The organism is Chengkuizengella sp. SCS-71B, assembly GCF_040100845.1.
Classification (GTDB): Bacteria; Bacillota; Bacilli; order Paenibacillales; family KCTC-33759; genus Chengkuizengella.
The window spans coordinates 1,526,227-1,552,022 of the sequence record NZ_JAZHSH010000001.1; the positions used below are offsets into that span (position 1 = coordinate 1,526,227).

Annotated in this window: 24 protein-coding genes and 1 riboswitch; of the genes, 20 read left to right on the forward strand and 4 right to left on the reverse strand. The window is 33.1% G+C overall.

Annotated features, from left to right (window positions below; all coding sequences use genetic code 11):
* Positions 1-6 precede the first annotated feature (6 nt).
* The 7 genes from deoB (at position 7) to VQL36_RS07530 (ending at position 8,220) form a co-directional block, all read left to right on the forward strand.
* Complete coding sequence (gene deoB, locus VQL36_RS07500) at positions 7-1,185, forward strand: phosphopentomutase (protein ID WP_349248709.1); 1,179 nt, start codon at positions 7-9, stop codon at positions 1,183-1,185.
* Positions 1,186-1,221: 36 nt separating this feature from the next.
* Positions 1,222-2,058, forward strand: a complete 837-nt coding sequence (locus tag VQL36_RS07505; protein ID WP_349248710.1) for a purine-nucleoside phosphorylase — start codon at positions 1,222-1,224, stop codon at positions 2,056-2,058.
* 187 nt (positions 2,059-2,245) lie between these two features.
* On the forward strand, positions 2,246-4,261 hold the full coding sequence (locus tag VQL36_RS07510) for a DUF5050 domain-containing protein (protein ID WP_349248711.1): 2,016 nt from the start codon (positions 2,246-2,248) through the stop codon (positions 4,259-4,261).
* 18 nt (positions 4,262-4,279) lie between these two features.
* Positions 4,280-5,581, forward strand: coding sequence for a pyrimidine-nucleoside phosphorylase (locus VQL36_RS07515; protein WP_349248712.1), 1,302 nt, complete (start codon positions 4,280-4,282; stop codon positions 5,579-5,581).
* Between the two features lie 297 nt (positions 5,582-5,878).
* Entirely contained in the window at positions 5,879-6,784 is a 906-nt protein-coding gene (locus tag VQL36_RS07520) for an ABC transporter ATP-binding protein (RefSeq protein WP_349248713.1), read from the forward strand.
* On the forward strand, positions 6,781-7,581 hold the full coding sequence (locus tag VQL36_RS07525; protein ID WP_349248714.1) for an ABC transporter permease subunit: 801 nt from the start codon (positions 6,781-6,783) through the stop codon (positions 7,579-7,581). The genes VQL36_RS07520 and VQL36_RS07525 overlap by 4 nt, the downstream gene beginning before the upstream one ends.
* Positions 7,582-7,641: 60 nt before the next feature.
* Complete coding sequence (locus VQL36_RS07530) at positions 7,642-8,220, forward strand: TetR/AcrR family transcriptional regulator (RefSeq protein ID WP_349248715.1); 579 nt, start codon at positions 7,642-7,644, stop codon at positions 8,218-8,220.
* Positions 8,221-8,312: 92 nt separating this feature from the next.
* Here the strand turns inward: VQL36_RS07530 and VQL36_RS07535 are convergent, their stop codons facing one another.
* The gene (locus VQL36_RS07535; protein ID WP_349248716.1) at positions 8,313-8,864 is read right to left on the reverse strand and encodes a pyridoxamine 5'-phosphate oxidase family protein; all 552 of its coding nucleotides are present in this window, start codon (positions 8,862-8,864) and stop codon (positions 8,313-8,315) included.
* Positions 8,865-9,102: 238 nt separating this feature from the next.
* Here VQL36_RS07535 and VQL36_RS07540 point away from each other — a divergent pair, with 238 nt between their 5' ends.
* From VQL36_RS07540 to VQL36_RS07580, 9 genes are all read left to right on the forward strand, one after another.
* On the forward strand, positions 9,103-10,341 hold the full coding sequence (locus VQL36_RS07540; protein WP_349248717.1) for a D-alanyl-D-alanine carboxypeptidase family protein: 1,239 nt from the start codon (positions 9,103-9,105) through the stop codon (positions 10,339-10,341).
* 110 nt (positions 10,342-10,451) lie between these two features.
* A complete protein-coding gene (gene spoIIAA / locus VQL36_RS07545; RefSeq protein ID WP_349248718.1) occupies positions 10,452-10,805 on the forward strand; it encodes an anti-sigma F factor antagonist in 354 nt (117 codons plus the stop codon).
* On the forward strand, positions 10,802-11,248 hold the full coding sequence (gene spoIIAB, locus VQL36_RS07550; protein ID WP_349248719.1) for an anti-sigma F factor: 447 nt from the start codon (positions 10,802-10,804) through the stop codon (positions 11,246-11,248). Before spoIIAA ends, spoIIAB begins: the two co-directional genes overlap by 4 nt.
* A gap of 10 nt (positions 11,249-11,258) precedes the next feature.
* On the forward strand, positions 11,259-12,014 hold the full coding sequence (sigF, locus tag VQL36_RS07555) for an RNA polymerase sporulation sigma factor SigF (protein WP_349248720.1): 756 nt from the start codon (positions 11,259-11,261) through the stop codon (positions 12,012-12,014).
* A gap of 70 nt (positions 12,015-12,084) precedes the next feature.
* Complete coding sequence (locus VQL36_RS07560; RefSeq protein WP_349248721.1) at positions 12,085-12,723, forward strand: stage V sporulation protein AA; 639 nt, start codon at positions 12,085-12,087, stop codon at positions 12,721-12,723.
* The gene (locus VQL36_RS07565) at positions 12,707-13,132 is read left to right on the forward strand and encodes a stage V sporulation protein AB (protein ID WP_413789564.1); all 426 of its coding nucleotides are present in this window, start codon (positions 12,707-12,709) and stop codon (positions 13,130-13,132) included. Before VQL36_RS07560 ends, VQL36_RS07565 begins: the two co-directional genes overlap by 17 nt.
* A 24-nt stretch (positions 13,133-13,156) precedes the next feature.
* Entirely contained in the window at positions 13,157-14,632 is a 1,476-nt protein-coding gene (locus VQL36_RS07570) for a spore germination protein (protein WP_349248723.1), read from the forward strand.
* A 151-nt stretch (positions 14,633-14,783) separates the two neighbouring features.
* The gene (gene lysA, locus VQL36_RS07575) at positions 14,784-16,118 is read left to right on the forward strand and encodes a diaminopimelate decarboxylase (RefSeq protein ID WP_349248724.1); all 1,335 of its coding nucleotides are present in this window, start codon (positions 14,784-14,786) and stop codon (positions 16,116-16,118) included.
* Between the two features lie 36 nt (positions 16,119-16,154).
* The gene (locus VQL36_RS07580) at positions 16,155-16,586 is read left to right on the forward strand and encodes a peptidylprolyl isomerase (RefSeq protein WP_349248725.1); all 432 of its coding nucleotides are present in this window, start codon (positions 16,155-16,157) and stop codon (positions 16,584-16,586) included.
* 90 nt (positions 16,587-16,676) lie between these two features.
* Here the strand turns inward: VQL36_RS07580 and VQL36_RS07585 are convergent, their stop codons facing one another.
* The 3 genes from VQL36_RS07585 to VQL36_RS07595 form a co-directional block, all read right to left on the reverse strand.
* Entirely contained in the window at positions 16,677-17,315 is a 639-nt protein-coding gene (locus VQL36_RS07585) for a DUF975 family protein (protein ID WP_349248726.1), read from the reverse strand.
* A 104-nt stretch (positions 17,316-17,419) separates the two neighbouring features.
* Complete coding sequence (locus VQL36_RS07590) at positions 17,420-17,980, reverse strand: bifunctional transcriptional activator/DNA repair enzyme AdaA (protein WP_349248727.1); 561 nt, start codon at positions 17,978-17,980, stop codon at positions 17,420-17,422.
* 141 nt (positions 17,981-18,121) lie between these two features.
* Complete coding sequence (locus VQL36_RS07595) at positions 18,122-19,363, reverse strand: MFS transporter (protein ID WP_349248728.1); 1,242 nt, start codon at positions 19,361-19,363, stop codon at positions 18,122-18,124.
* A gap of 427 nt (positions 19,364-19,790) precedes the next feature.
* Between VQL36_RS07595 and VQL36_RS07600 the strand changes: the two genes are divergently transcribed.
* From VQL36_RS07600 to ribE, 4 genes are all read left to right on the forward strand, one after another.
* A complete protein-coding gene (locus VQL36_RS07600; RefSeq protein ID WP_349248729.1) occupies positions 19,791-22,127 on the forward strand; it encodes an immune inhibitor A domain-containing protein in 2,337 nt (778 codons plus the stop codon).
* 167 nt (positions 22,128-22,294) lie between these two features.
* Positions 22,295-23,086 (forward strand): SRPBCC domain-containing protein, encoded by a 792-nt coding sequence (locus VQL36_RS07605; RefSeq protein ID WP_349248730.1) that lies wholly within the window; start codon positions 22,295-22,297, stop codon positions 23,084-23,086.
* Between the two features lie 449 nt (positions 23,087-23,535).
* Positions 23,536-23,699: riboswitch (FMN riboswitch) on the forward strand.
* A 272-nt stretch (positions 23,700-23,971) separates the two neighbouring features.
* Positions 23,972-25,078 (forward strand): bifunctional diaminohydroxyphosphoribosylaminopyrimidine deaminase/5-amino-6-(5-phosphoribosylamino)uracil reductase RibD, encoded by a 1,107-nt coding sequence (gene ribD, locus VQL36_RS07610; protein ID WP_349248731.1) that lies wholly within the window; start codon positions 23,972-23,974, stop codon positions 25,076-25,078.
* 4 nt (positions 25,079-25,082) lie between these two features.
* A complete protein-coding gene (gene ribE, locus VQL36_RS07615; RefSeq protein WP_349248732.1) occupies positions 25,083-25,742 on the forward strand; it encodes a riboflavin synthase in 660 nt (219 codons plus the stop codon).
* Positions 25,743-25,796: the final 54 nt, after the last annotated feature.

A 25,796-nucleotide genomic window follows, 5' to 3' on the forward strand; every position in this document is an offset into this window, starting at 1 on the left:
AATCAGATGAGTTACAAACGTATAGCGTTAATCGTATTAGATAGTGTAGGCATTGGAGAAATGCCAGATGCAGAACAATTTGGCGATAAAGGTGCACACACTCTGCAACATATAGCTGAACAAGTACCCTCTTTTTCTATTCCGAATATGGAGAAGTTTGGCATAGGGAACATAGCTCAAATGAAAGGAATTAAAGCAGTATCAAATCCATTGGCACACTACGGGAAAATGGAGGAAGCATCTGTTGGAAAAGATACCATGACAGGTCATTGGGAAATTATGGGTCTGAAAGTAACCATCCCTTTTAAAACGTATCCAGAAGGTTTTCCAGAGGAATTATTAAAACAATTTGAAGAAAAAACAGGAAGAAAAGTCATTGGTAATAAACCAGCTTCTGGTACTGAAATATTGGATGAATTAGGCGAGCAACAAATGAAGGAAGGAGCTTGGATTGTTTATACTTCTGCAGACAGTGTATTTCAAATTGCTGCTCATGAGGATGTAGTTCCATTAGAGGAACTATACAAAGCTTGTGAGATTGCAAGAGAGTTGACTTTACAAGAAGAATTTGTGGTTGGAAGAGTTATTGCCCGTCCGTACATAGGCGAACCAGGTAATTTTAAACGTACTGCCAATCGTCACGACTATGCACTTAAACCACCTGCACGTACAGTAATGAATGAGTTAAAAGATGCTAATAAAGACAGTATAGCGATTGGGAAAATAAATGATATTTTTTCTGGTGAAGGTGTGACCGAATCTTATCCTACAAAAAGCAATCTAGATGGCATACAACGTACAATTGAAGTATTAAAAAAGGATTTTAATGGTATGGTATTTACAAATTTAGTTGATTTTGACTCACTTTATGGACATAGACGAGATCCTGCTGGTTATGCCAAAGCGCTGGAGGAATTTGATACGTATTTACCACAAATCATGGACGAAATTGGAGAGGAAGATTTGTTGATTATAACAGCAGATCATGGAAACGATCCTGTTCATCATGGTACTGATCATACTAGAGAATACGTACCATTATTAATGTGGAATCCTACATTTTCAGCAGGTAAATCTCTAGGTATACGCTCAACATTTTCGGATATAGGTGCTTCAGTAGCAGAAAATTTTAATGTTAAAAAACCAGAAAACGGAAGATCGTTTTTAAATGATTTGAAAGATTAAAAATAAAATCTATTATGAATTATGAGGTGTATAGCTATGAGTAATGAAATAAGAAATTTTAGTAGTGAATATATTAAAGAATCAGCAAACTTTATTAAAGGAAAACTAAAACAAGCACCGGAAGTTGGACTTATTCTAGGTTCTGGATTAGGCGTGCTTGCAGATCAAATTGAATCTGCTACGGAGATTCCTTATGAAGAAATTCCTCATTTTCCTGTGTCAACAGTTGAAGGTCATGACGGGAAGTTAGTTATAGGTTTATTGGAAGGTAAAAACGTTCTTATGATGAAAGGCCGCTTTCACTTATATGAAGGGTATACTGATGAAGTAGTAACATTTCCAATTAGAGTCATGAAAGAGTTAGGGATAAAGACACTTGTTGTGACGAATGCTGCGGGGGGAGTTAATACTTCATTTGAACCAGGTAATCTTATGTTAATTGAAGACCATATTAACTTTACAGGCAAAAATCCGCTGATTGGACCAAATGATAATGAATTAGGAGCAAGATTCCCTGACATGTCTGAAGCTTATAGTAAAAGGTTAAGAGCTATTGGAGAGTCAGTTGCAAGTGATTTACAAATTAATATACAACAAGGTGTTTATATCGGCTTACTTGGCCCATCCTATGAAACTCCAGCTGAAATTCGTATGCTCCGTATATTAGGTGCTGACGCAGTTGGAATGTCCACAGTTCCAGAAGTGATAGCTGCTAGACATGCAGGAATTGAGGTGCTTGGTATTTCCTGTATTAGTAATATGGCTGCAGGAATTTTAGATCAACCATTATCTCATGATGAAGTAATGGAAACAACTGAAAAAGTAAAAGAACAGTTTTTAGGGTTAGTTAAAGGTATCCTTCCTAAATTGTAAAAGAAATAAAGTTAAGAAGAAGATAAATTCCCTCAAAATGACCAAAAATAAAATTTAAATGCAACTTTTTACATGGAAAAATCGTACAATTATAATAAGAGAAATAGATATCTCATAAAAGGTGTATTTTCTAAAAATATAAAGATGCAATTTATAATTGTAAAACCTGGTTATGGAGAGGGAGACAATGGGAAATAATGAAGTTGAAGAAAACAAGGGCAATGGAAAAAAGATTAAATATAAAAAGATAATTTATGTTCTAATTTTAGTTTTAATGATAAGTTTAATTGGCTGGTGGTTATATCCTGCACAAGAAACAAAATCACCTCAAACTCAACCAGGAGTTGTAGGAGGTTCAATGGGAACCCTTCCCCTACCTTTTCCTTTTCCAACAGATGAGCCACTTCCAAACAACCACCCAATACAATCAGAAGAAAATTTGGATGTATTTGAATCAAGTAACATCATCTATGATGGAAGTGCTACTTATTTCCGGAATGAATTAGATGATTGGAAACTATACGTTTTACAAAATGGAGAGCAAGAACCAAAAAAAGTAATTGATGAAGCAGTTTATTTTATGACTAAAGTAGAACAGAAAATACTTTATACACAATCAAACGAGCTTGGTATCTACATGATAGATACAGATGGATCGAATAAAGAAAAATTAACAGGTGATTCCACCCATCAGTTTATCGTACAAGGTTCATGGGTTTATTATGTCAATGCTTCAGATCAGAATAGACTAACCAAAGTTAGGTTAGATGGAACTGATAAAGTAGTATTATCTGAAGATGAAATACACAGCTTTTTGATTCAAGAAAATTGGATCTATTATGTAAACCGTTCATATGAATTAAATTTATATAAGATGAAAACAGACGGTTCCTCTAAGTTGTTAGTTTCAAGGGATTCTGTCACTAATCTTAAAATGTTAGATGATTGGATTTATTATTTGTTTGAAAACAATATTTATAAAATAAATACGGATGGATTGGAGCTTGATATAGTTTCTAATGAATACATTCAGTTTTTCCAAATCTCCCAAGACTGGATTTATTATCGTACAGAAGGAGTCGGAGGGAATTTATGGAGAATGAAACTTGATGGTACGAATAAGGAGCAAATATCTATATCAGGATATGATCTTGATTTTATAGAAATTTGGGACGATTGGGTATTTTACTATAGCGCTTTCCTAAATAAAGAACTGTTTATTTTAGATGAAGAAACTAAAAAAATATCAGAAATGGACTTAAGTAACTTGTTTTTACAAAACAATAGGTTATTTTATTTAGATAATAATGATTTTAATAAATTATATCAAATGGATTTAAACGGTGAAAATATAAAGAAAATAGTTGATTCAACCGTTACAGAATATGAAGTTTTCCAAAATAAGATATACTACAGAAATGCACTGGATGAAAACAAGCTGTATGAGAAGGAATTATTGGGTGAAAATAATGTAAGAGTAATTGATCAGAGGTTATTGCAATATGAGATCTACAATGATCAGCTGTATTTTATTGAAGACAGTGAACAACAGCGATTGTTCCAATATGGTTTGGAAACTAAACAATTGACTAAACTTACAGATGAACAGATTTATCAATTTTATATCTTAGATGAAAGAATTTTTTATTCTTCCCAAGAGGGTTCAAACATAGTAGATTTGGATGGAACTAATTTGCTTAAATTAACAAGTGACTTGGAGAATCCTAAGATTTTAGGCGATTGGATTTATTATGTTGGATATGATGAACATGAAAATTTATATCGTATAAAACTAGATGGAAGTGAGCAGACCAAGCTCACTACTGTAAACACAAATAATTACATGATTTTAAACGACTGGATTTATTATATTGAAGATTGGAAGCTGCATAAAATAAAACTGGATGGCTCCGAAAAAGTAAAAATAAGTGATCAAAATGTTAATTTATTATTATCAATTGAAAACGATTGGATATATGCCTCATCTTCTTTAAGTGCGAGTCCTATTAGTGTTTATACAACGGTATTTAAAGTGAAAACTAATGGAAAATCATATGAAGAGCTTATCAATGGATATATTCAAGATTTAGAAATTACAGATGAAGGTGTTTTATTATTTACAGAAAATCAAGAAAGTTATCGAACTTTTAAAGTTAAAATAGACGGTTCTAATGAAAGTGTTTTATTTACACCAACACCATAACAAAGGAGATATACTAACATGAGAATGGTTGATTTAATTTCTAAAAAAAGGGAAGGTTTATCATTATCTAGAGATGAAATTCAATACATAATAAAAGGGTATACGGATGGAACCATCCCTGATTATCAAATGTCAGCTTGGGCAATGGCCGTATTTTTTCAAGGATTAGATGCGAAAGAAACCTCGGAATTAACAATGGAAATGGCATGCTCTGGAGATCAAGTTGATTTGTCAGGAATAAAAGGCATTAAAGTAGATAAACATTCAACTGGTGGTGTAGGGGATAAAACAAGCTTAATTGTTGTTCCATTAGTAGCTTCAGTAGGTGTTCCTGTTGCAAAAATGTCAGGCAGAGGACTTGGTCATACAGGAGGTACGGTTGATAAATTAGAGTCTATTGAAGGATTTAAGATCGAGTTGACTAAAGAGCAGTTCTTTCAAAATGTAAATGAGTTTAAAATGGCACTTGTTGGACAAAGTGGAAACTTAACGCCAGCAGATAAAAAGTTATATGGTTTGAGAGATGTTACAGGAACAGTGAACTCGATGCCTCTGATAGCAAGCTCCATCATGAGTAAAAAAATTGCCTCTGGTGCAGATGCAATTGTATTAGATGTAAAGGTTGGAGCAGGTGCATTCATGAAATCTTTAGAGGATGCAAAGGAATTAGCAAAGACGATGGTTTCTATCGGTAATCATTTAAACAGAAAAACGGTAGCGGTAATCACAGATATGAATCAACCTTTAGGTTTTGAAATCGGAAATGCAAATGAAGTGAGAGAAGCGATTGAGGTTCTAAGCGGAAAAGGAGAAGAGAGGTTAACAAAAGTGTGTTTGACACTTGCATCTCATATGGCGGTAGCGGGACAAGTATATCCTGATTTTAATACAGCTTATAAGCAGTTGGAAGAAGTATTAAATACAGGACAAGCTGTTGAAACTTTTGCAAAATTTGTTGAAGCACAGGGTGGAGATCCAGAACTAGTAACCCAACCAGAAAAACTACCTCAGGCCAAGTATCATATTAATGTAATTGCGGAACAATCAGGCTATATTCAAGACATCAATGCAGAATCTATAGGTTATGCGGCTATGTACCTTGGTGCAGGCAGAAAAACAAAAGAAGATCAAATTGATTATTCTGTTGGCATTACTTTAAAGAAAAAAGTAGCAGATGAGGTTTCAGTTGGTGAAGTGATTGCAGTGATACATAGCAATAATAAAGAAGTTCAGGATAGTTTAGATCTAATACAGCAGTCAGTGAAAATATCAACAGAAAGTGTGGATGAACTACCTATCATTTATGAGATAATTGAATAACAAGAGATAAAAAATGGGAAGAGAAGGTTGCAGGCTCAATTAGAGAAATGCACCTTCTTTTTTCTTTTAATTTATAATTATATCAAATAAAAATAAGTGATAGTAAAAGTGTTCAGCGGTTCATATTTTAAAGACCAAAATAGTTTTGTCCAATTTAAAGTTAAATACTAATAAAAAATGTACTTTAATTTAAAAAAAGTATAATTTTATTAGAAATAAAGATAATATTTATGTTATAATATACTTATATTTAAATAAAGTATATTATTTGAATATGAATTTAAGGAGGAGAGATTGATGAGTGCAATTTCCACCAAGAATTTAACGAAGTATTATGGGAAACACAAAGGAGTTTCTAAAATTAACCTCGATGTAAAGGAAGGGGAGATTTTTGGTTTTATTGGACCGAATGGAGCTGGAAAGTCTACTACCATTCGGATGTTAATGCAATTGATAAAACCAACATCTGGTGAAATTAATGTATTAAATGAACCACTTACAACTGAACAGCATACTTTGCGGAATAAGATAGGGTATTTACCTTCAGAAATTAATTATTATAAAGATATGACAGGTAAACAAGTATTAGAATTTGCTGCGAGAGCAAACGACATTCAATTAAAAGATACTGCCACCAAACAATATGCTGAACTCTTAAATTTTGATATGTCTAAAAAAGTGAAATCCTATTCTATGGGTAACCGAAAAAAATTAGGGATTTTACAAACCTTATTGCACGATCCTAAACTGTTGATTTTGGACGAACCGACATCAGGTTTAGATCCTTTAATGCAGCATTCCTTTTTTGATTTATTGAAAGAACTAAATGGATCAGGAATGACAATATTTTTCTCTACTCACATCTTGTCTGAAGTAGAAAAAGTATGTGATAGAGTGGCGATTATTCGAAATGGTGAAATTATTCGCACTTCAAAAGTGAGTGAAATCCAAGAATCAAAAAAACGCACCATTGAGGTACAATTTATGGAATCAGGAAACTTGATTGAAAAATATGGTTTGCAGCAGATTGACTCTTCTGTGAATTTTAACAATGGTATGCATAATCTGACGGTGCAAAAAGAAATTCATAATGTTCTGAAACATATTTCTCAATATCCTATAAAAGATATTTCAATTCACAAGCCTACTTTAGAAGAGTTGTTTATGGAATATTACGAGAAAGAAGAAGGTGAAAAGGAATGAAAACGAACCTAATTCGCAACGAATTATTTCTAAATCGGCGCAGTTTCTTTATTAGTGGAGCTGTTATTTTATTATTTAGTGCAATGTTTGCAGGTATGGCTGATGTGTACCTTAGTAATGAACTTATGGTGGATATGTTAAAAACAATGCCACAAGGTTTGTTAGATGCTTTTGGTATGGACGCTGAGTTAATGACAACATTTGAAGGATGGATGGCAGGAGAGCCATTTATGTTTACCGTTTTATTATTAGGTGCCTTTTCGGGAATATGGGCTGCTTCCAGTATATCTAAAGAAAAAGATCAACAAACAGGTGAATTTTTATTTACTTTGCCATATAGCCGCACAAGTATTTTTTTGCATAAAGTGTTGGCTCAATTTATTCAAATTACAATCATTTCCATCGTAAATTTACTCATAGTATTATTATTTGGTGCTTTATTTAGTGATATTGATTCTGTAAAAACGATTATGCTGTTAATGCTTGGTGCCTATTTCATTAGTTTAGCTTTTGCTGGCGTAGGGTATGCTATTACTTCAATTTTATCTTCTGAACGTGCTGCCATTTCATTAGGGGTAGGGATCGTACTTGTATCCTTTTTATTAAATATGCTTTCTTCGTTAAATGAGGAGTTGAATTGGATGGCAGATTTAAGCCTATTTTCAGTGTTTGAAACGAAACAAATTGTGCTGGAATCTAGTTTGACAATGCCAGGTATATTGATTACATTAGGCATATATTTTGTAGGAATTATATTAGGTAATATACTATTTGTACGAAGAGATATTACGATGTAGCAACGAGAGAAAGTTCAAAAAAGTCCCCTTTGAACACATAGTAATAGGAGGAAACCTTCATTGAGTCGTAAAAAAGAACAAATTCTTAAAACAGCAAAAGAGCTTTTTATGTTGCAAGGATTACAAGAAACTAGTTTGGAACAAATTGCTGAGAAAGTTCCTGCTTCTAAAATGACGATTTATAAACATTTTCAAAATAAAGAAGGTTTAATCGAGCAAGTGTTGAACGAACTTGTTGATGAAATCATTCAGGATTTTTACTCGATGCTTGATCATGCTAAAGATAATCCGTTAGAAGGTTTGATGGAACTGCAGAAATATGAAGGTACAGACAAAATATCTCAAGTATTCATTATGGATCTAGTCAAGTATTACCCACAACAATCTCAAAGATTACTAGCTTATCAAAGAGAAGAAATTATTCCTAAGTTTGAGCATTTTCTTTTTGAGGCGCAGAAAAAAGGTCAGATTCGTAAAGATATTTCACCTCATGTCCTTACATTATTTATTATGAGTATAAAACAGTTTTTTGCAAATCCTGAAAATTTAGTTGGAATCACGGATATTAACGCAATTAGAGATCAATTTATGACTTTATTATATTATGGGATTATCTCTCCTGATCATAAAAAGGAATAATGTAATTGAAGTGAACCTTAGAAGAAGTAAAATCTAAAATCTTCTTCTGAGGTTCATATTCAAATCTTTTTCCGCCTAAGATATAGGATCTTTTATTTATTTAATGGAAACTTCTCATCCAATTTGGCCCCATGTTTATCTATATATTCATCTAATAATCCTTGTGAGGTTTTGTTTTCAGTCCATTTTTTTAAAATATTTCTATCCTCGACATAATTCATGATTGGAACACCGAATCCACAACTTGTTTGTACCGCCTCAATCTTAATCCTGAAAACCTGTCTTGCTGATTTTGGATCAATATTTGGAAAATTGTCCTGTAATAAATTAGCGTATGTTTCTGTATGTTTTTCAAATACTTCACCATAGCCATAAACGCGTAATATCAATGGTTTTTGATCAAAACTATTCCACATGAGTGTAATTTTTTTATTGTCTTTTAAATGGTTTGCAGTTTCGTTTCCACTACCTGCATAATCCAAGTAAATGATAGATTGGTTGTTTTCAATTATTAAACAGTCATAGCCCTTTGGAGATAAATTAATTCTCCCATCGTCTGAAGGTGCTGTTGCTGTGAAAAACATATGTTGCTTTTGAATAAATTTAATTAAATCCTCATTAAGTTCTGTAAAAAATTTTCCCATAATTTCTCCTCCCTCGATTAAAATCTAAGATTAAATATAAATTTATTTTTATTATGGCTAATTATTCCGCAACTTTCAATAAACCTTTACAACATATCAAAATATAATTTACTGCTACTAGAGTGGTGAGATGAAATGATTCTAATATTGGAATTAAATATTTATTATAATATGGAATAATTTACATGAGATTAGTAAACACTGTATACAAGTAATTCATGCTAGGAGGAGACATGTAATGTACAGAAAACACTTAATCTATTTTTTAAGCACAGTTTTATTTATAAGTCTGATATTTCCAGCTCAATTGATTGCAAATGAACCTGAGGAACAACAGATAGATTTAGCTCCAAATTCTCATTCTGCCATTTTGATAGACGCTGATACAGGTACTATCATTTTTGAAAAAAATGCTCATGATCGTTTACCTCCCGCTAGTATCACAAAAGTAATGACCATGTTACTTATTATGGAAGCGCTTGATAGCGGAAAAATACAGAAAGATGAAATGGTTAGAACTAGTGAGTTAGCAGCATCTATGGGAGGCTCTCAAATCTTTTTAGAAGCTGGAGAAGAGATGAGTGTTGAGGATATGCTAAAAGGCATTGCGATGGCTTCGGGTAATGATGCATCTGTAGCGATGGCTGAAAAAATAGCAGGATCAGAAGAAATGTTTGTTCAAATGATGAATGATCGCGCAAAAGAACTTGGTTTAGAGAACACACATTTCCAGAATAGTAATGGTTTACCTTCGTCAGACCATTATTCAAGTGCTCATGACATTGCGATGATGTCTAAAGAGTTATTAAAGCATGAAAAGATCACACAATTTACTAGTAAATATCAGGATTATTTGCGTAAGGATACAGATGATCCTTTCTGGCTAGTCAACACGAATAAATTAGTCAGATTTTATCAGGGAGCAGATGGTCTGAAAACTGGTTATACCAGTGAAGCTAAGTATTGCCTTGCAGCAACTGCTAAAAGAAATGATATGCGTGTGATTGCTGTTGTATTAGGAGAACCTACGACAAAATCTAGAAACTATGAAGTGTCTAAGTTATTTGATTATGCTTTTTCTCAATATACCACTTATCCTATTTTTAAACCAGGTGAAATGATCGGTACGATCCCTATTGAAAAAGGGGATGTTCAAAATATTGAGATCGTGGCAAAGCAACAATATAGTGTGTTAATGAAAAAAGGGGAGTCCAAAGAAAATATTAAGTATGAAATTGAATTAGAATCAGAAATTAAAGCACCAGTTTCATTAGGACAAACCGTTGGAAAATTAAAGATCTATCAAAATGAAGAAAAAATTAAAGAAATTGATCTTGATTCTCCTAAAGAAGTTAGTGAAGCAAGTTATTGGCAAATTTTGAAAAGAACGATAGAAAAAGTACTATTTGTTCAAAAAAAAGATGAACAAGAAACAGAAAACGAGTCAGATCAATTAGAAGAAAATTCACAAGAATAAAGAAGAAATTGTCAAATAAACAAAGTTCTCTTCTAGTTTTGTCGATGAGCAGGAATTAGTAGAATGAATCTAGAAATGCTTCATTATCAGTTTATAAGGAGTGAAGAACTATGAGTCTGCACGTGCAGATATCTAATCAAGGTGAAGCATTGATCGTAAGACTTCAGGGTGAACTTGATCATCACACATCTGAACTGCTGCGAACAAAAATGGAAAGTGCAATAGAGCAGGAAAACAGTAATCATATCGTTTTAGTACTTAAGGATCTGTCTTTTATGGATAGCTCTGGTTTAGGAGTTATATTAGGACGATATAAACAAATTACAAATAAAGGTGGAAGGATGGTTGTTTGCAACGTCAACTCTTCAATCTATCGACTGTTTGAAATGTCAGGTTTGTTTAAAATATTAACCATTGAAGAAGATGAAGAACAAGCTCTTTCTAGTTTGGGGGTCGTATCATGAAAGTAAATAATTATATGGCTCTTCAATTTATGAGTAAATCAGAAAATGAAGCTTTTGCAAGAATTACAGTGGCTGCGTTTGTTTCTCAATTAGATCCACAAGTCAACGAACTAACAGACATTAAAACAGTGGTTTCTGAAGCAGTTACGAATTCAATTATCCATGGCTATGAAAATAAACCAGATGGTATGATTTCGATTACTGCAAAAATAGAGGAGGATACGGTTTATATTACTGTAGAGGATGAAGGGTTAGGCATCGAGAACTTAGACGAGGCAATGCAGCCTCTATTTACATCAAAACCTGAGTTAGAGAGGTCAGGTATGGGTTTTACGATTATGGAAAATTTTATGGATGAAGTTGAGATTAATTCAATTTTAGGAAAAGGAACTAAGGTGACAATGATGAAGCGGATTGAATCAAAAAAAGCTTTATACAATTAGGGGTATGAATATGGATGTGGATTTGAATAACAAGACACATAAATATCTAAAGGATAATGAAGTCAAAAGATTAATTGCTTTAAGTCAAACTGGTGACATGGTAGCAAGAGATACTTTAGTGAATAGTAATATTCGTTTAGTATGGTCAGTAGTTCAACGGTTTTTAAATCGGGGATATGAGCCTGATGATTTGTTTCAAATCGGATGTATAGGATTGTTAAAATCAGTTGATAAATTCGACTTATCTTATGATGTCAAATTTTCTACCTATGCTGTTCCGATGATTATAGGAGAAATACAACGTTTTCTCAGGGATGATGGAACCTTAAAAGTGAGTCGCTCCTTAAAAGAAATGGCAAATAAGGTGAGGAAAATTAAGGATGAGCTTACTAAAAAATTAAATCGAATACCCACCATATCAGAAATAGCGAAAGAACTAGAAGTAACCCCAGAGGACGTGGTGTTTGCACTTGAAGCCAATAAACCTCCTTCATCTATCCATGAAACCGTTTTTGAAAATGATGGGGATCCGATTACACTCATGGATCAAATATCTGATGATTCTCAAGATAAATGGTTTGAAAACATTGCTTTAAATGAAGCCATTCAATCATTAAGTGAAAGAGAACAACTCATCGTATACTTGAGGTATTATAAAGATCAAACTCAATCAGAGGTTGCACTCCGATTGGGAATATCACAAGTACAAGTGTCCAGATTAGAGAAGAAAATATTACGAACGATTAAAGCTCAGATAGCATTATGACTATCTGAGCTTTTTTACGTACATACTATGAGAAAGGTTTAGGTTGAGGTATATGTTAGGGGTGGTGATGATGAATAACAATCAGCAAATATTATATTTGAGGTTAAGGAAATTTATTAGATTAACAAAAGGAAAACCAATCTATTTAGGACAAATTGCTCAAGTCATCATTGACCCTGAGTGGGAGATGATATTAAAGAAGCTATTGATTATTCAACCAGAAGATAAAAAGAATTTAGTCATTGATTTAATGATGATTATAAAAAAAGTGAAGGAAGTTCTTCCTGATGTAACCATAGAATATTTTGGAGAACCACATGTATTTGTTGAATTTGAGGAAAATAAACCTTCACCTAATATTATATTCATCGCTTTAGTATGGTTGTTATTATTTGTGGGATCTGGTTTAGCCATTATGAACTTTCATGCAGACGTAAGTATGGAGGAAGTTCATCAAAAAATTTTTACATATGTGACAGGGGAAGAAACTGAGTCCCCCTTACTTCTGCAAATCCCATATTCACTAGGATTAGGAATCGGGATGATCTTATTTTTTAATCGATTATTTAAAAAGAAGTTTAGTGAGGAGCCCTCACCCCTTGAGTTAGAAATGTTCATGTACAAAGAAAATTTAAATCAGTTTCAAATTACAAAACAATTTCAAAAGAATGATAAAAGAAATGGTTCAGATGATGGAACTATTTCATAATGTATTACTTATCTTTATAGGGGTTTCAGGAGGTTTAGCAGTAGGAAGTGGCTTGGTTGCTTTTCTGACAGTTTTGGATGTCGTACCTCGTTTGACGCAGCTTACTAAATCTAATAAGTTTCTGTACTTATATGAATCCGCTGTTGTGATTGGGGCGGTGTTTTGGACATTTACTGATTTTTATAAATGGAATTTTCACCTTTTTCCGTTAAGCACCATAATATTTGGCTTATTCGCTGGTGTTTTTGTTGGAATGATAGCAGCTGGGTTAACGGAAGTATTAAATGTTTTACCAATATTAGCGCAAAGAATGAATATGTCAAAGTACATTATTGTTCTATTGATGGCTATGGTCTTAGGAAAAATCATTGGATCACTTTTTCAATGGATAGTATATCGAACATTGTAAATGCAATATGAAAGGAAGTAAATGATGGCAGAATCAAATAAACAAAAGATACCCATTCCAAAGGATATAAAAAAAGTTAAAGAAGCTTTGAATGAACATATTGGATTAGATAGCAGCTTTGATGTTTTGTTTAGGGAAATGGAATTTGGAACAAAAAAGACTGGATTATTGTATATTAATGGCTTTGCCAAGGATGATGTGTTAACAGAGATTTTAAAAAGATTGAGTTATTTAAAACGTGAGGAGTTAGTTCCTAAAGTATTATCAAGTTTTTTGGAAAAGTACATTTCTCATATTCAAGTTGAGGTTGAAGATGATATAACTAAAGTTGTGAATAGCGTTTTAGCTGGAATGTGTGCTTTTTTTGTTGATGGAGAAACACGGGCTATTGTAATTGATGCAAAGGTTTTTCCTATAAGAGGTATTGACGAACCTTCTTTAGAAAAAGTAGCACGTGGCTCTAGAGATGGATTTGTTGAAACAATGTTAATTAACGTTACTTTAGTTCGAAGAAGATTACGTGACCCTAAACTAAAGTATGAAGTCATGAATGTTGGTAAAAGAACAAAAACAGATGTATGTATTGGATACCTTGATGATGTTGCGGATAAAAAATTAGTGGAATCTGTAAGAGATAAAATTAAAGAAATTAAAGTTGATGGTATTCCAGTAGCAAATAAGCAGCTAGAAGAAATTATTTTTGGGAACTCATGGAACCCATTTCCTATGGTTAGATACTCAGAACGCCCTGATGTTATAGCTGCTCATTTATTAGACGGACATGTTATTTTATTTGTTGATACTTCACCAAGTGCAATGATTTTACCCGCTACCCTTTTTCATCATGTACAGCATGCAGAAGAGTATACAGAGGCACCAGTTGTGGGGACATATTTAAGGTGGGTAAGATTTATCGCGATTTTTGCCTCCATTTTTATACTTCCCATCTGGTTCTTATTTGTTATTGAACCAAGTCTTAAACCGGATGCTTTAGAGTTTTTGGGACCTAAAAAAACAGGTGAACTCCCAATTATCTTACAATTTCTATTTGCAGAGATTGGTGCTGACATTATGAGGATGGCTTCAATTCATACTCCAACTGCTTTGGGCACTTCACTCGGGTTAATCTCTGCTATCATATTAGGAGAATTTGCAGTTCAGACAGGTCTTTTTGTTTATGAAGTCATATTATATTTAGCTTTAGCTATGATGGGAATGTATGCTACACCAAGTTATGAATTGAGACTTGCGAATCGAATGACAAGACTGATTTTATTAATCCTCATAGCATTTTTTAAAGTACCTGGGTTAATTGTTGGCACAACGATGATTATTTTACTATTAGTGTTCACAAGATCCTTTAATGCACCCTATTTATGGCCGTTTATTCCATTTGATGCAAAAGCATTTTTCACAATTGTATTGAGAAAACCTATTACTCATGATAATAAACGCCCAAGCATTACAAATCCGCAAGATGATTCTAAACAACCAACTTAAATCATTTTGATTATGATAATATATACCAGTTCAATTTTGAACTGGTATATTCTTGCTAAGATTACAGCAATGCCGTATTGTTTTCTACTCCTTGATATGATAATTTATTAATAATATAAAGATTTTATTTCAGAAGAGGGGAAATTGAACAATGTATTTACATGGTACAAGTAGAGTGAATAATAATGGACATTTAGAAATAGGTGGATGTGATACAACAAATTTAGTTAAACAATTTGCAACTCCTTTATATGTAGTTGATGAAGAATTGGTTCGACAAAGATGTCGTGAATATATGAATGCCTTTCGTGAGTCTGGATTAACATTTCAGGTTGCTTATGCAAGTAAAGCATTTTGTGTGAAAGCAATTTGTCGTGTGATGGATGAAGAAGGCTTATCATTAGATGTTGTATCTGATGGTGAATTATATACTGCACTTGAAGCAGGTTTCCCTCCTGAAAGAATTCATTTCCACGGAAATAATAAAACACCTTTTGAAATTGAAATGGCGCTGGATGCTAATATCGGTTGTTTCGTGGTTGATAATTTTGTGGAATTACATTTATTAAATGAGTTAGCGGGACAAAAAGGAAAGAAAGTAAAAGCTTTATTCCGAGTAACACCTGGTGTTGAAGCTCATACACATGAATTCATTTCAACAGGTCAGACTGATTCAAAATTTGGCTTTGATATAGGTAATGGTTCAGCTATGAAAGTGATGGAGGATGCTTCTCAACTAAATAACATAATTATATTAGGAGTACATTCTCATATTGGATCTCAAATCTTTGAAGTTGAAGGTTTTAAATTAGCTGTTGAACGAGTTGCAGATTTTGCTGTAGAAGTACGTAATCAATTAAATATAGAATATGATGTGATTAATTTAGGTGGAGGGTTTGGGATTCGATATTCAAATGAAGATACACCATTGCCAGTACCAGATTATGTAGAAGCAATCACAGATGCAATTAAAGATAATTTCACAAAAAATGAATATCCAATGCCAGAAATTTGGGTAGAACCAGGTAGAAGTATTGTAGGAGAGGCAGGTTCTACATTATATACTGTAGGTACCCAAAAAGATATTCCTGGAGTAAGAAAATATGTAGCTGTAGATGGTGGAATGACTGATAACATTCGTCCTGCACTTTATAATTCTCCCTATGAAGCGATGTTAGCAAACCGTGCAAATGATAAAAATGAAGAAGTTGTATCTATTGCTGGTAAAGCATGTGAAAGTGGAGATATGCTAATCTGGGATTTGGAATTACCTAAAGTAAATTCTGGTGATATTCTTGCAGTTTCGTGTACAGGAGCATATAATTATGCAATGGCAAGTAATTACAATCGAATTCGTAGACCTGCAGTGGTTTTTGTTAAAGATGGGGAAGCGGACTTAATTGTAAAAAGAGAAAGCCATGAAGATATTGTTGGTAATGATGTGATTCCTGAGCGTTTAAGAAAACATGAGGCAATCAAGTCATAAATGAATGATTGATTTATAAAAATAGGAGTGATAATAATGGACAAACAAGCAAAAATTAAAATGGAAGATGGTGCTGAGATCCTTATTGATTTATTTGAAAAGGATGCACCGAATACGGTAGCTAACTTTGAAAAACTATCAAATGAAGGATTCTATAACGGCCTTACATTTCATCGTGTAATTCCTGGTTTTGTTGCACAAGGAGGTTGTCCTAACGGAACAGGTACAGGAGGTCCAGGATACCAAATTGATTGCGAAATCAATCCGAATAAACATGAACGTGGATCTTTAGCTATGGCTCATGCTGGACGTAATACAGGAGGAAGCCAGTTTTATATTTGTTACCAACCACAACCTCATTTAGACGGACAACATACTGTTTTTGGAAAAGTAACAAAAGGTATGGAATTCGTAGATACGATAAAGCAAGGTGACAAAATGGAAGAAGTAACGATTTCTGAAAAGTAAAATACTTAAAGTGAATTAACAAAAAGCCCTGCTAGATAATATCTTTCAGCAGGGCTTAACTAGTTTAATAATACTTAGTATTTTATACCGTTAACTATTCTGACCGCTTATATCATCATAAAACGATGCCAATGACGTATTCATATAAGGGATTAGAAATATGAATCCAATTCCGAATGAGAATGCACTTAAAAGGAACCAACCTATGAAACTAAGGCCTAATAAAAAATACTTCCACTTATATCCCTTCATGAGTCTTTTACTTTCTTTTATAGCTTCAAATACATCTAACTCAGGTTTGTCTTTAAGAATATAAAAAACTTGTGAGTAAGCAATAGATTTAATAATTCCAGGAATGATTAATAATAACGTCCATAACAATACGAAGATTCCAACTAAAAAACTCAGTCCAATTGTTTTCAGCGCAAGTGTTGAATCAGAATAAACGACAAATACGTCTTTTAGTTTATTTGGTTGTTTTCTGCTTAGCTCTATAAAAAACCAGGTTGTTCCTACTGTAAGAGGGATAATTACGATCTGTATGATAAAACTTAATATGCTACTTAAAATTGAAGTATTCTCACCAACCCACCCGAAAAGTGATATTTCTAATAAAAAAGGAAGCAAGTAATAAAAGCCGCCATACACGACTAAAGTAACTAAAACTGCTAATCCCCAGTTTCCTTTTAAAGATTCTAATGCATGTTGTTTGATTTCTTTTATTGTCATTCTTTGTTTAACTCCTTTGTTTTCAATTATGATAATAATAAATAAGCTAAAGTTTATTATAACAATGCTTTAAGTTGTAGAACAATAGTAAATATTTAAATAATTTAATGAGCCTTATTTAGTAGTTCTAGCTTTCGAAATTGCGAAGGTGTATACCCTGTAAATTTTTTAAAGACAGTTGAAAAATAAGCTGTACTATTGAAACCGTGGTTAAGAGCTATCTCAGTAATCGATAGACTTGTATGGATAAGAGCTTCTTTAGTTTTCATTACACGGAATTCTTGTAAAAATTCAAGTGGGGGCCTTCCTGTTTGTTTTTTAAACGTTCGAACTAAATGATAAGGATCTACAGCTATAGCTGAAGCAATTTGATTTAACTGTACTTCCTCCTGGTAGGCTTTTTTCATATATGAAATTGCTTTATTTGAGATATCCTCTGATGATTCAACCCATGTTCTATCTGTTGGGCAGCACCTTTTACATGGGCGAAAACCATTCTGTAAAGCCTCTGCAGAAGTAGTATATATATTCACATTTTTTTGATTTGGTATTTTAGATTTACAAGATGGCCGACAAAAAATTTGTGTGCTTTTTACTGCATAAAAAAACAAACCGTCATATGATTTATCATTATTGACAATTGCATCCCAAGTTGATTGTTTCATTAGAATTTACCTCCCTTTAAAGTAAGTATATCCTAATCACTCTGCTTCTTGAAGAATCTAAAATATAAAGTCAAGATTTTAAAAACCAAAAGGAAATTATGTAAAATAGATTAGGATGATTTCAACCTCGGAATTTTTACACTAAGCATTTAAAGAGTTTTGAATCTGTTCTTTTTCAAGTGTTACCCCTTTTTTTCGTAATACAAGGTGAACAAAACCAAATACGGCAGAAGAGGTTAAGAGAATTCCTGATAAAATATATACTAATTTAACTCCGATTAGATCAGTTAAAATACCAATACCCATTATAGAGAAAATAAAAATGAATTGAACTAAAGAGGATTTTGCAGCAAGTATTTTTATTAATGTTTTTTCATCTGCACTATTTTGATACATCGTTACCTGTGCTAAATCTCTAACCTGAAAAGAAGGTCCCATAAAAACAACTAATGTAAGTGCCAAATAAGCATTTGTTGTTAGACCATAAATTAAAGTTAAGATACCAAATATGAATGAACCCGATAACATAAACATGCTCAAGCGCCCTTTCATTACACTTGATAGGCGATACACTAATATTCCTCCTATTAATGTTCCGAAATAATAACCGCCATTGATATATCCCCACCATGTTTCTCCTTTACCTAGTGCTTCCTGTACATAAGTTAAAGTGACAGCACCTATCCATATTGAACCTACCCATGATTCCATGATATCCATTAAAATTAATACTCTTGTTCCTTTGTGCTTAAATAAATACTTCCAACCAGAAGAAAGTCTTTTGAACAATGTTTCTTGTACTTGTACGACTGTAACGTGTTCTCTTTCCTTTACCATGAATAAACTGATCATGGATAATGAGGTGAGAAAAAAAGTGAATAACAAGGTAGATTCCTTTCCTAATAATGACAACATGAGCCCTCCTAATGTCCAACCTGCAAATAAAAAGGTTTGATCAATCGTTGCAATGAAGCTATTTGCTTTTACTCTGGCTGACTCTTGGACAATGGAACGGACGATAGAACTTTTTAAAGGAGAAAAAAATCCATTTAAAAAAGACATACAAGCTAATAACACGAAAAATAAAAAGTAAATGCTAATAGAAAGCTTTTGAGAAAACAAACTATATAAACCTACTAATATAAAAATTTGGGTAATCTGTGAAACCTTCAAAATTGTTGTTGATTTGTATTTATCAGAAATTGCAGGTAAGTAAATGCTGCTAAACATATGAGTAGTTACACTTGTTAAAGTTACTGCTGCAGATAATGCTGTTGATCCTGTTTCATTATACAAATACATTACAACGGTCATTGTGTACAATGCAAAAGCAAGGTTTGTTGCTGTTTGACTTACCACTAAGGCATAAAAAGAACGATTCATAACATTAGCCTACTTTCTAAATAAAAATGTATAATATGTGTTGTAATGAACTTTACTCTAATTCTTTTGTCAATACATTAGACCAATTCTCTAGATAATCCTACAACTTTAGTTGTAGTAAAAAATATGAAACTATGAAATAAAAAATAATAGAGAAAATCATAAAACTATCTTAAATAATTTAGCATATTAATGAATTAATAATTTAAAACATTAATGTGTTATAAGTTATTAATTCATGAATATGTTAATATGTTAATATTAATACAAGGAGGTGATGACTTTGTTAATGCTTACATGCTTATTTCACCCAACATAAAGAGCAGATTGATTAGAATGTTTTCATAATTAGACAATTATGGGTAATTAAGTATGTTATTTTATTGCTATTTACTATTAATTCACTTAAATTATTGGAGGTTTATTCATGTTAAAAAAGAAGTTATTCCCTCTTTGTATGTCAATGGCATTAGGTTTTAGTATTTTTGCAGGATCTGTTTCTCCTGGAGTAAACGCAACAGACGTACAATCTACTTCTAGCACTTTTGATTTTTCAATTGCAAATGATGAGAAATTAATAGAAATGCTAAAAGATAATGGTACCATTGCACAGGATGCAAGCCTTGAAGAAGCTTATAAAGGTTTATCGACATATTTAAGTAAGCGTTCTCAATCTGGTAAAGGCGAAGAGGGTGAGTTAGCTGAATTTGAGAAAAAACGTAATGATGCTTTGATGAATAAAGCTTCAAACAATGGATTGTTAAATGGAAAAGGAAATAAATTGGGACAAAAAGATGGTGTGGATCCAATTGAACTTGAACCTTGGAATGGTGAACAAAGAAAAGACAATGTTCTTATCCTTCTTATAGATTTTCCAGACTTCCCACACAATAACATTCAACCAGATGAAACAGATATGTATTATGAAGATTATAGTGTAGAACATTTTACAAATATGGCATTTGGTGACAATGGGTACGTAGGACCAAATGGAGAAACGCTAATCTCTATGAAACAATTATACGAACAGCAATCAGGTGGAAGTTATACAATAGATGGTCAGGTTGCAGGTTGGTATACTGCTGAACATGAAGCAGCTTATTATGGTGGTAATAATGAAAGTGATAATGATCAAAACCCTAGAGATTTGGTAAGAGAAGCACTATTAGCAGTAAGTCAAGATCCAACTATAGATTTAAAAGAGTATGACCAAGAAGATCGTTATGATTTAGATGGTGATGGCGATTATCGTGAGCCGGATGGTTTAGTTGATCATCTTATGATTGTTCATGCTAGTGTAGGTGAAGAAGCAGGTGGGGGTAGTTTAGGAGAGGATGCAATTTGGTCACATCGTTCTAATCTACGTGGTGTATTCACAATGCCTGGTACAGAAGCAGATGCATCTTACTGGGGTGGATTAATGGCAGCTTATGATTATACAATTCAACCTGAGACAGGAGCGACAGGTGTATTTGCACATGAGTATGCACATGATTTAGGATTGCCAGATGAATATGATATATTCTATACAGGTCAAGGTGAGCCAGTTTCATATTGGTCTATCATGTCAAGCGGAAGCTGGGCAGGTCTTGTTCCAGGAACTGAACCTACTGGTTTTAGTGCTTGGGCTAAGGAGTTTTTACAAGCTACAATGGGTGGTAATTGGTTAACAGGTACAACTGTTCATGTCGATGATATCGATGAGAACGGAATTGAAGTCCTACTTGATCAGGCTAGTTCAAAAGGAATAAATGATGATGCTGTACGCATTGACTTGCCTAATAAAGTAAAACAATTTAATGAGCCATTTAGTGGGGAGTTCGAGTTTTTCAGTGGAAAAGGTGATGAAATAGACAACTCTATGTCTACATCATTAGATTTAACTGCTGCTACAAGTGCTTTACTAACTTTTAAAACTTGGTATCAAATTGAATTGGATTGGGATTATGCTTCAATTCAAGTAAGAGAAGAAGGTACAAATGAATGGGTATCTATTCCAGGTAATTTAACAACAGATTATGATCCTAATGAACAAAATCCTGGTTTTGGAATTACGGGTCATTCAGATGGTTGGGTTGATGGAGTATTTGATTTATCTGATTTTGCAGGGAAATCAATTGACTTGCGTTTCAACTATTGGACAGATGTTGCTTACATTGATCCTGGATTCTATGTAGACGATATTTCTATAGAAGTTGATGGAGAAGTTGTATTGTTTGATGATGCAGAAGCAGATAGTTCATTTGAATTTGATGGTTTTGACTTAAATGATGGAACGATAGAGTTTAAACATTACTATTTACTTGAATGGAGAAACTATGATGGTGTAGATGAAGGCTTATCTCATATTCGTCGTGGTGAAAGTGTAATGGCATTTGAGCCAGGTTTATTAATTTGGTATGCAGATGAATCTTTTGATGCGAATCTAGTTGGAAATCATCCAGGTGATGGTTTCTTAGGAGTAGTTGATGCTGATCAGAATGTAGTTAAAACTGGTGATAATTCACCAGCTGTTACAAGATACCAAGTTCATGATGCTACATTTGGTCTTCAGAAAGATGAAAAAATGTTTTTAGAATTATCATCTGGTATAATTAAGGATAACCATACTACGATTCAGCCAATGTTTGACGATAGTCAATCATATATGAGCTCTCAAATCCCAGATGCAGGACGTAATGTTCCTGAGTATGGTTTGAAAGTACGTGTAATTGGGGAAAGTGATGATTTAAGTGCTGCTAAAATTATCATTACTCGTGACTAATATTTTCAAATAATATCTATTTGAATGAACCTATTAACCTCTTGGGGTAATTACCTCAAGAGGTTTTCCCATGTCTTGCAAAATTAAAACAAACATGTTACTATAAAGCCACTTAATATGTGTGACCTAAAAGTAACATAATGAAATAAGGAGGATGTATACCAGTTATGGACGATCAAGATTTAACTCTAATGTTCAAAGCACTTGGTCATCCTATTCGAAGGGATATTCTTGATTTACTGAAAAGTAAACCAAAAACAACAAGTGAATTAACAGTGCATTTCAAAAATGTAAGCAGATATGCGGTAATGAAACATCTAAATATACTTGAACAAGCTAATCTTTTATTAGTTAGAAGAGAAGGACGAACAAGAGTAAACTATATTAACATAGTTCCATTACATCAAATGTTAGATCGTTGGTCCACTCGTTACCAATCAAATTTTGCAAGTGCAATTGTCTCTTTAAAAACAAAAATTGAAGGGAGTAACAATGATATGAGTTTAGTACATGATAGTTTTCAAATTGAACAAGAAATCATGATTGATGCTAGCCGAGAAAAAGTGTATGAGGCAATAACAAAGGGGATAAATGACTGGTGGTCATACCGTCTTTGTGGAGAAGGGTCAACACTGACATTTGAACCCAAGGTTGATGGTAAATTCTTAGAAGTTAATGAGAATGGGAAAGCTGCGCTATGGGGTACTGTAATTAAGATTAATCCACCTGAAGAAATTCGTTTGAGTGGATTATTAGGAATGGAAGGTGCAGTGAACAGTGCATATTCTTTTAAATTAGAAGAGAAGGGTACATCTACTGTATTAAAACTTTCACATCATGCAGTTGGATTAATGAACCCAGATTGGCAGCAGTCTCACAATGAAGGCTGGAAAGAACTTCTAGGAGAGTTTCTTAAAAACTATGTTGAGAAAAACGAACTGCCTAAATCAAAAAAATAATAAAAAAAGTCACATTGAATTATAATAGAGAAACGGTCGAAAAGTTATAAAAAGAGGTGATATATGAAGCAAGATCCTCATAATATCACCTAGCATAAAAGGAAAAAAATGATTAGATCTATTTTAACATGATTAATAGACGAAATCTACATATTTATACTTAAATAATTATTTTTATTCAATCATAATGAAATAAAAAAATCGAAATGATAACAATTATTAAAAATTTAAGTATTATAATTACTATAAAAGGACCCTGAGAAGATCATGGTATTGATAAATATACTTTTTGTTATCAGACAAAAAAAAGAAATTTATCACAATTATTCGAATATTATTGGTATACTAATAATGAAGGTGATAATCAGGAGCTCTATTTTAATCGTCTTGCATTTTATTTCATTAAGTGTTACTATTTTTACAGTAAGTGAGTTTTTTAAACTAAATAACATTTCCTTCGGGGTCGGGTGAAATTCCCAACCGGCGGTGATACTATTTACGGAAACCGTAAATAGTTCAGTCCGTGACCCGTGTTATTGAATTATTTCATATAACCGGTGGATCTGGTGCAACTCCAGAGCCGACAGTAAAGTCTGGATGGGAGAAGGAAAGCGTCAAAGGCTATTTTAGGTTTAATTTTATAAGCTCATATGTTTGAGTTCTATAAATATGCCTAAGAAACGATGTGAAAAACTTGTATTTAAGATGGTTTTTTAATGTGTCTTTATGTACTTTTTTTCACAAAGTTGATAAGTTTATTTGTGTTTCAAAGATTCACATATAAATTTATTAGTCATTACAGCTTTCATAAATACCATTTTAGCCCCTTTTTCAAGAAAAGGGGCTTTTCGTTTTTAGAATTAGTAAATGGGTGGGTGGTCTTATTTGAATCAATTAAATGATGAAACTTATATGCGACTAGCCTTACAAATGGCTGAAACGACAAAGGGACAAACTGAAATAAACCCTGTAGTAGGTTGCGTCATTGTAAAGGAAGGCAGAGTGATCGGTATGGGTGCTCATTTAAAAATGGGTACAGCTCATGCTGAGGTTCAGGCTTTAAAGATGGCTGGGAAAGATGCTGAGGATAGTACAGTATATGTAACACTTGAACCATGCAGTCACTATGGTAAAACACCGCCATGTGCTGAACGGTTAATACAAGAAAAGGTAAAACGTGTTGTTGTAGCATGTACAGATCCTAATCCAAATGTGGCGGGGCGTGGAATTCAAAAATTAAGGAACGCAGGTATCGAGGTGGATGTCGGGTTATTAGAACAGGAAGCGCTTCAATTAAATGAAATATTTAATAAATACATTATAGATAAGATGCCATTTGTTACTTTAAAAACAGCATCAACATTAGATGGTAAAATAGCTTCAAAAACAGGAGATAGTAAGTGGATTACGAATGAAAGTTCTCGTGAGTTCGTCCATACGTTACGACACCAACATCAAGCCATTATGGTAGGTGTAGAGACATTGATAGCAGACGATCCTTCCCTTACGACAAGACTATCTGTTGATGGAATACAACCGATTCGTGTTATTGTGGATTCTAATTTAAGAACTCCCCTTGATGCAAAAGTGATCCTTGACCAAAACCATAAAACAATATTGTTATCAACTGAAAATGCTTCCTTGGATAAAATCAAACAATTTGAGGAGCTAGGTGTGGAAATCATTATGTGCGGCTCAAATGCACAAGTAAACCTGAACCTAGCAATGCAACATCTGGCTGAACAAGGAATTGGGTCTATTTTATTAGAAGGCGGAGGCCGTTTAAATGGAGCAATGTTAGAGGCTGAATTAATAGATAAAATCATATTGTTTTACGCTCCAAAAATTATCGGTGGTAACGAAGCACCAACAAATTTTATTTTACCTGGTTTTAATAAAATGAGTGAAGCAATTGTATTAGAAAACATACGGATTCAAACCTTTGAAAATGATATATGTGTTACAGGGTATCCTAAATATGGAGGTGATTAGCTAAATGTTTACTGGAATTATAGAAGAAATTGGAATAATTAAAAATATTTCAAAGCAATCACAAAGCATGATTATTTCAATTAATAGCAAAAAAATGCTTGAAGATATCCACCTTGGGGACAGTATTTCAGTAAATGGAGTTTGTTTGACAGTAACTCAATTTAACTCTTCTTCATTTACGATGGACGTAATGCCTGAAACTTTTAGAAAAACGAGTTTATCTCAATTATCCGCTGGTTCCAAAGTGAATCTAGAAAGAGCAATGTCAGCCAATGGACGATTTGGCGGCCATATTGTTCAAGGACATGTAGATAGTACAGGCATTATAAAAAATAGGGAAGATGAAGAGAATTCAGTTGTTTTTACGATAGAACCCGATCAACAGGAAATTTTTAAGTATATAATCCCACAAGGTTCTATTACATTAGATGGTATTAGCCTTACGTTAGTGAAAGTTACTAATTCAACTTTTAGTGTATCAATAATCCCTCATACTCTAGAACAGACGATTTTACAGCAAAAATTCATAGGAGATAAGTTGAATATAGAAGCAGATATCTTAGGAAAATATATCCATAATTTGTTAAATGGAAATAAACAACAAAATAATCAAGACAGCAATAATATTTCAAAACAGATGCTGATAGAAAATGGATTTATATAACTATTACCCAAAAAAGTGAAGATCACCAACAGATGTCTATGATTTAACTTAGTA

Excerpts from the sequence above, each read along its gene's own strand:
- VQL36_RS07595 (WP_349248728.1), bottom strand. The coding sequence starts at position 19,363 with ATGAATCGTTCTTTTTATGCCTTAGTGGTAAGTCAAACAGCAACAAAC.
- VQL36_RS07540 (WP_349248717.1), top strand. The coding sequence starts at position 9,103 with ATGTACAGAAAACACTTAATCTATTTTTTAAGCACAGTTTTATTTATA.
- VQL36_RS07580 (WP_349248725.1), top strand. The coding sequence starts at position 16,155 with ATGGACAAACAAGCAAAAATTAAAATGGAAGATGGTGCTGAGATCCTT.
- VQL36_RS07505 (WP_349248710.1), top strand. The coding sequence starts at position 1,222 with ATGAGTAATGAAATAAGAAATTTTAGTAGTGAATATATTAAAGAATCA.
- VQL36_RS07605 (WP_349248730.1), top strand. The coding sequence starts at position 22,295 with ATGGACGATCAAGATTTAACTCTAATGTTCAAAGCACTTGGTCATCCT.
- VQL36_RS07565 (WP_413789564.1), top strand. The coding sequence starts at position 12,707 with ATGGAACTATTTCATAATGTATTACTTATCTTTATAGGGGTTTCAGGA.
- VQL36_RS07515 (WP_349248712.1), top strand. The coding sequence starts at position 4,280 with ATGAGAATGGTTGATTTAATTTCTAAAAAAAGGGAAGGTTTATCATTA.
- VQL36_RS07520 (WP_349248713.1), top strand. The coding sequence starts at position 5,879 with ATGAGTGCAATTTCCACCAAGAATTTAACGAAGTATTATGGGAAACAC.
- spoIIAA (WP_349248718.1), top strand. The coding sequence starts at position 10,452 with ATGAGTCTGCACGTGCAGATATCTAATCAAGGTGAAGCATTGATCGTA.
- VQL36_RS07510 (WP_349248711.1), top strand. The coding sequence starts at position 2,246 with ATGGGAAATAATGAAGTTGAAGAAAACAAGGGCAATGGAAAAAAGATT.
- ribE (WP_349248732.1), top strand. The coding sequence starts at position 25,083 with ATGTTTACTGGAATTATAGAAGAAATTGGAATAATTAAAAATATTTCA.
- deoB (WP_349248709.1), top strand. The coding sequence starts at position 7 with ATGAGTTACAAACGTATAGCGTTAATCGTATTAGATAGTGTAGGCATT.
- VQL36_RS07535 (WP_349248716.1), bottom strand. The coding sequence starts at position 8,864 with ATGGGAAAATTTTTTACAGAACTTAATGAGGATTTAATTAAATTTATT.
- sigF (WP_349248720.1), top strand. The coding sequence starts at position 11,259 with ATGGATGTGGATTTGAATAACAAGACACATAAATATCTAAAGGATAAT.
- lysA (WP_349248724.1), top strand. The coding sequence starts at position 14,784 with ATGTATTTACATGGTACAAGTAGAGTGAATAATAATGGACATTTAGAA.
- VQL36_RS07590 (WP_349248727.1), bottom strand. The coding sequence starts at position 17,980 with ATGAAACAATCAACTTGGGATGCAATTGTCAATAATGATAAATCATAT.
- VQL36_RS07570 (WP_349248723.1), top strand. The coding sequence starts at position 13,157 with ATGGCAGAATCAAATAAACAAAAGATACCCATTCCAAAGGATATAAAA.
- spoIIAB (WP_349248719.1), top strand. The coding sequence starts at position 10,802 with ATGAAAGTAAATAATTATATGGCTCTTCAATTTATGAGTAAATCAGAA.
- VQL36_RS07585 (WP_349248726.1), bottom strand. The coding sequence starts at position 17,315 with ATGACAATAAAAGAAATCAAACAACATGCATTAGAATCTTTAAAAGGA.
- VQL36_RS07525 (WP_349248714.1), top strand. The coding sequence starts at position 6,781 with ATGAAAACGAACCTAATTCGCAACGAATTATTTCTAAATCGGCGCAGT.
- VQL36_RS07560 (WP_349248721.1), top strand. The coding sequence starts at position 12,085 with ATGAATAACAATCAGCAAATATTATATTTGAGGTTAAGGAAATTTATT.
- VQL36_RS07600 (WP_349248729.1), top strand. The coding sequence starts at position 19,791 with ATGTTAAAAAAGAAGTTATTCCCTCTTTGTATGTCAATGGCATTAGGT.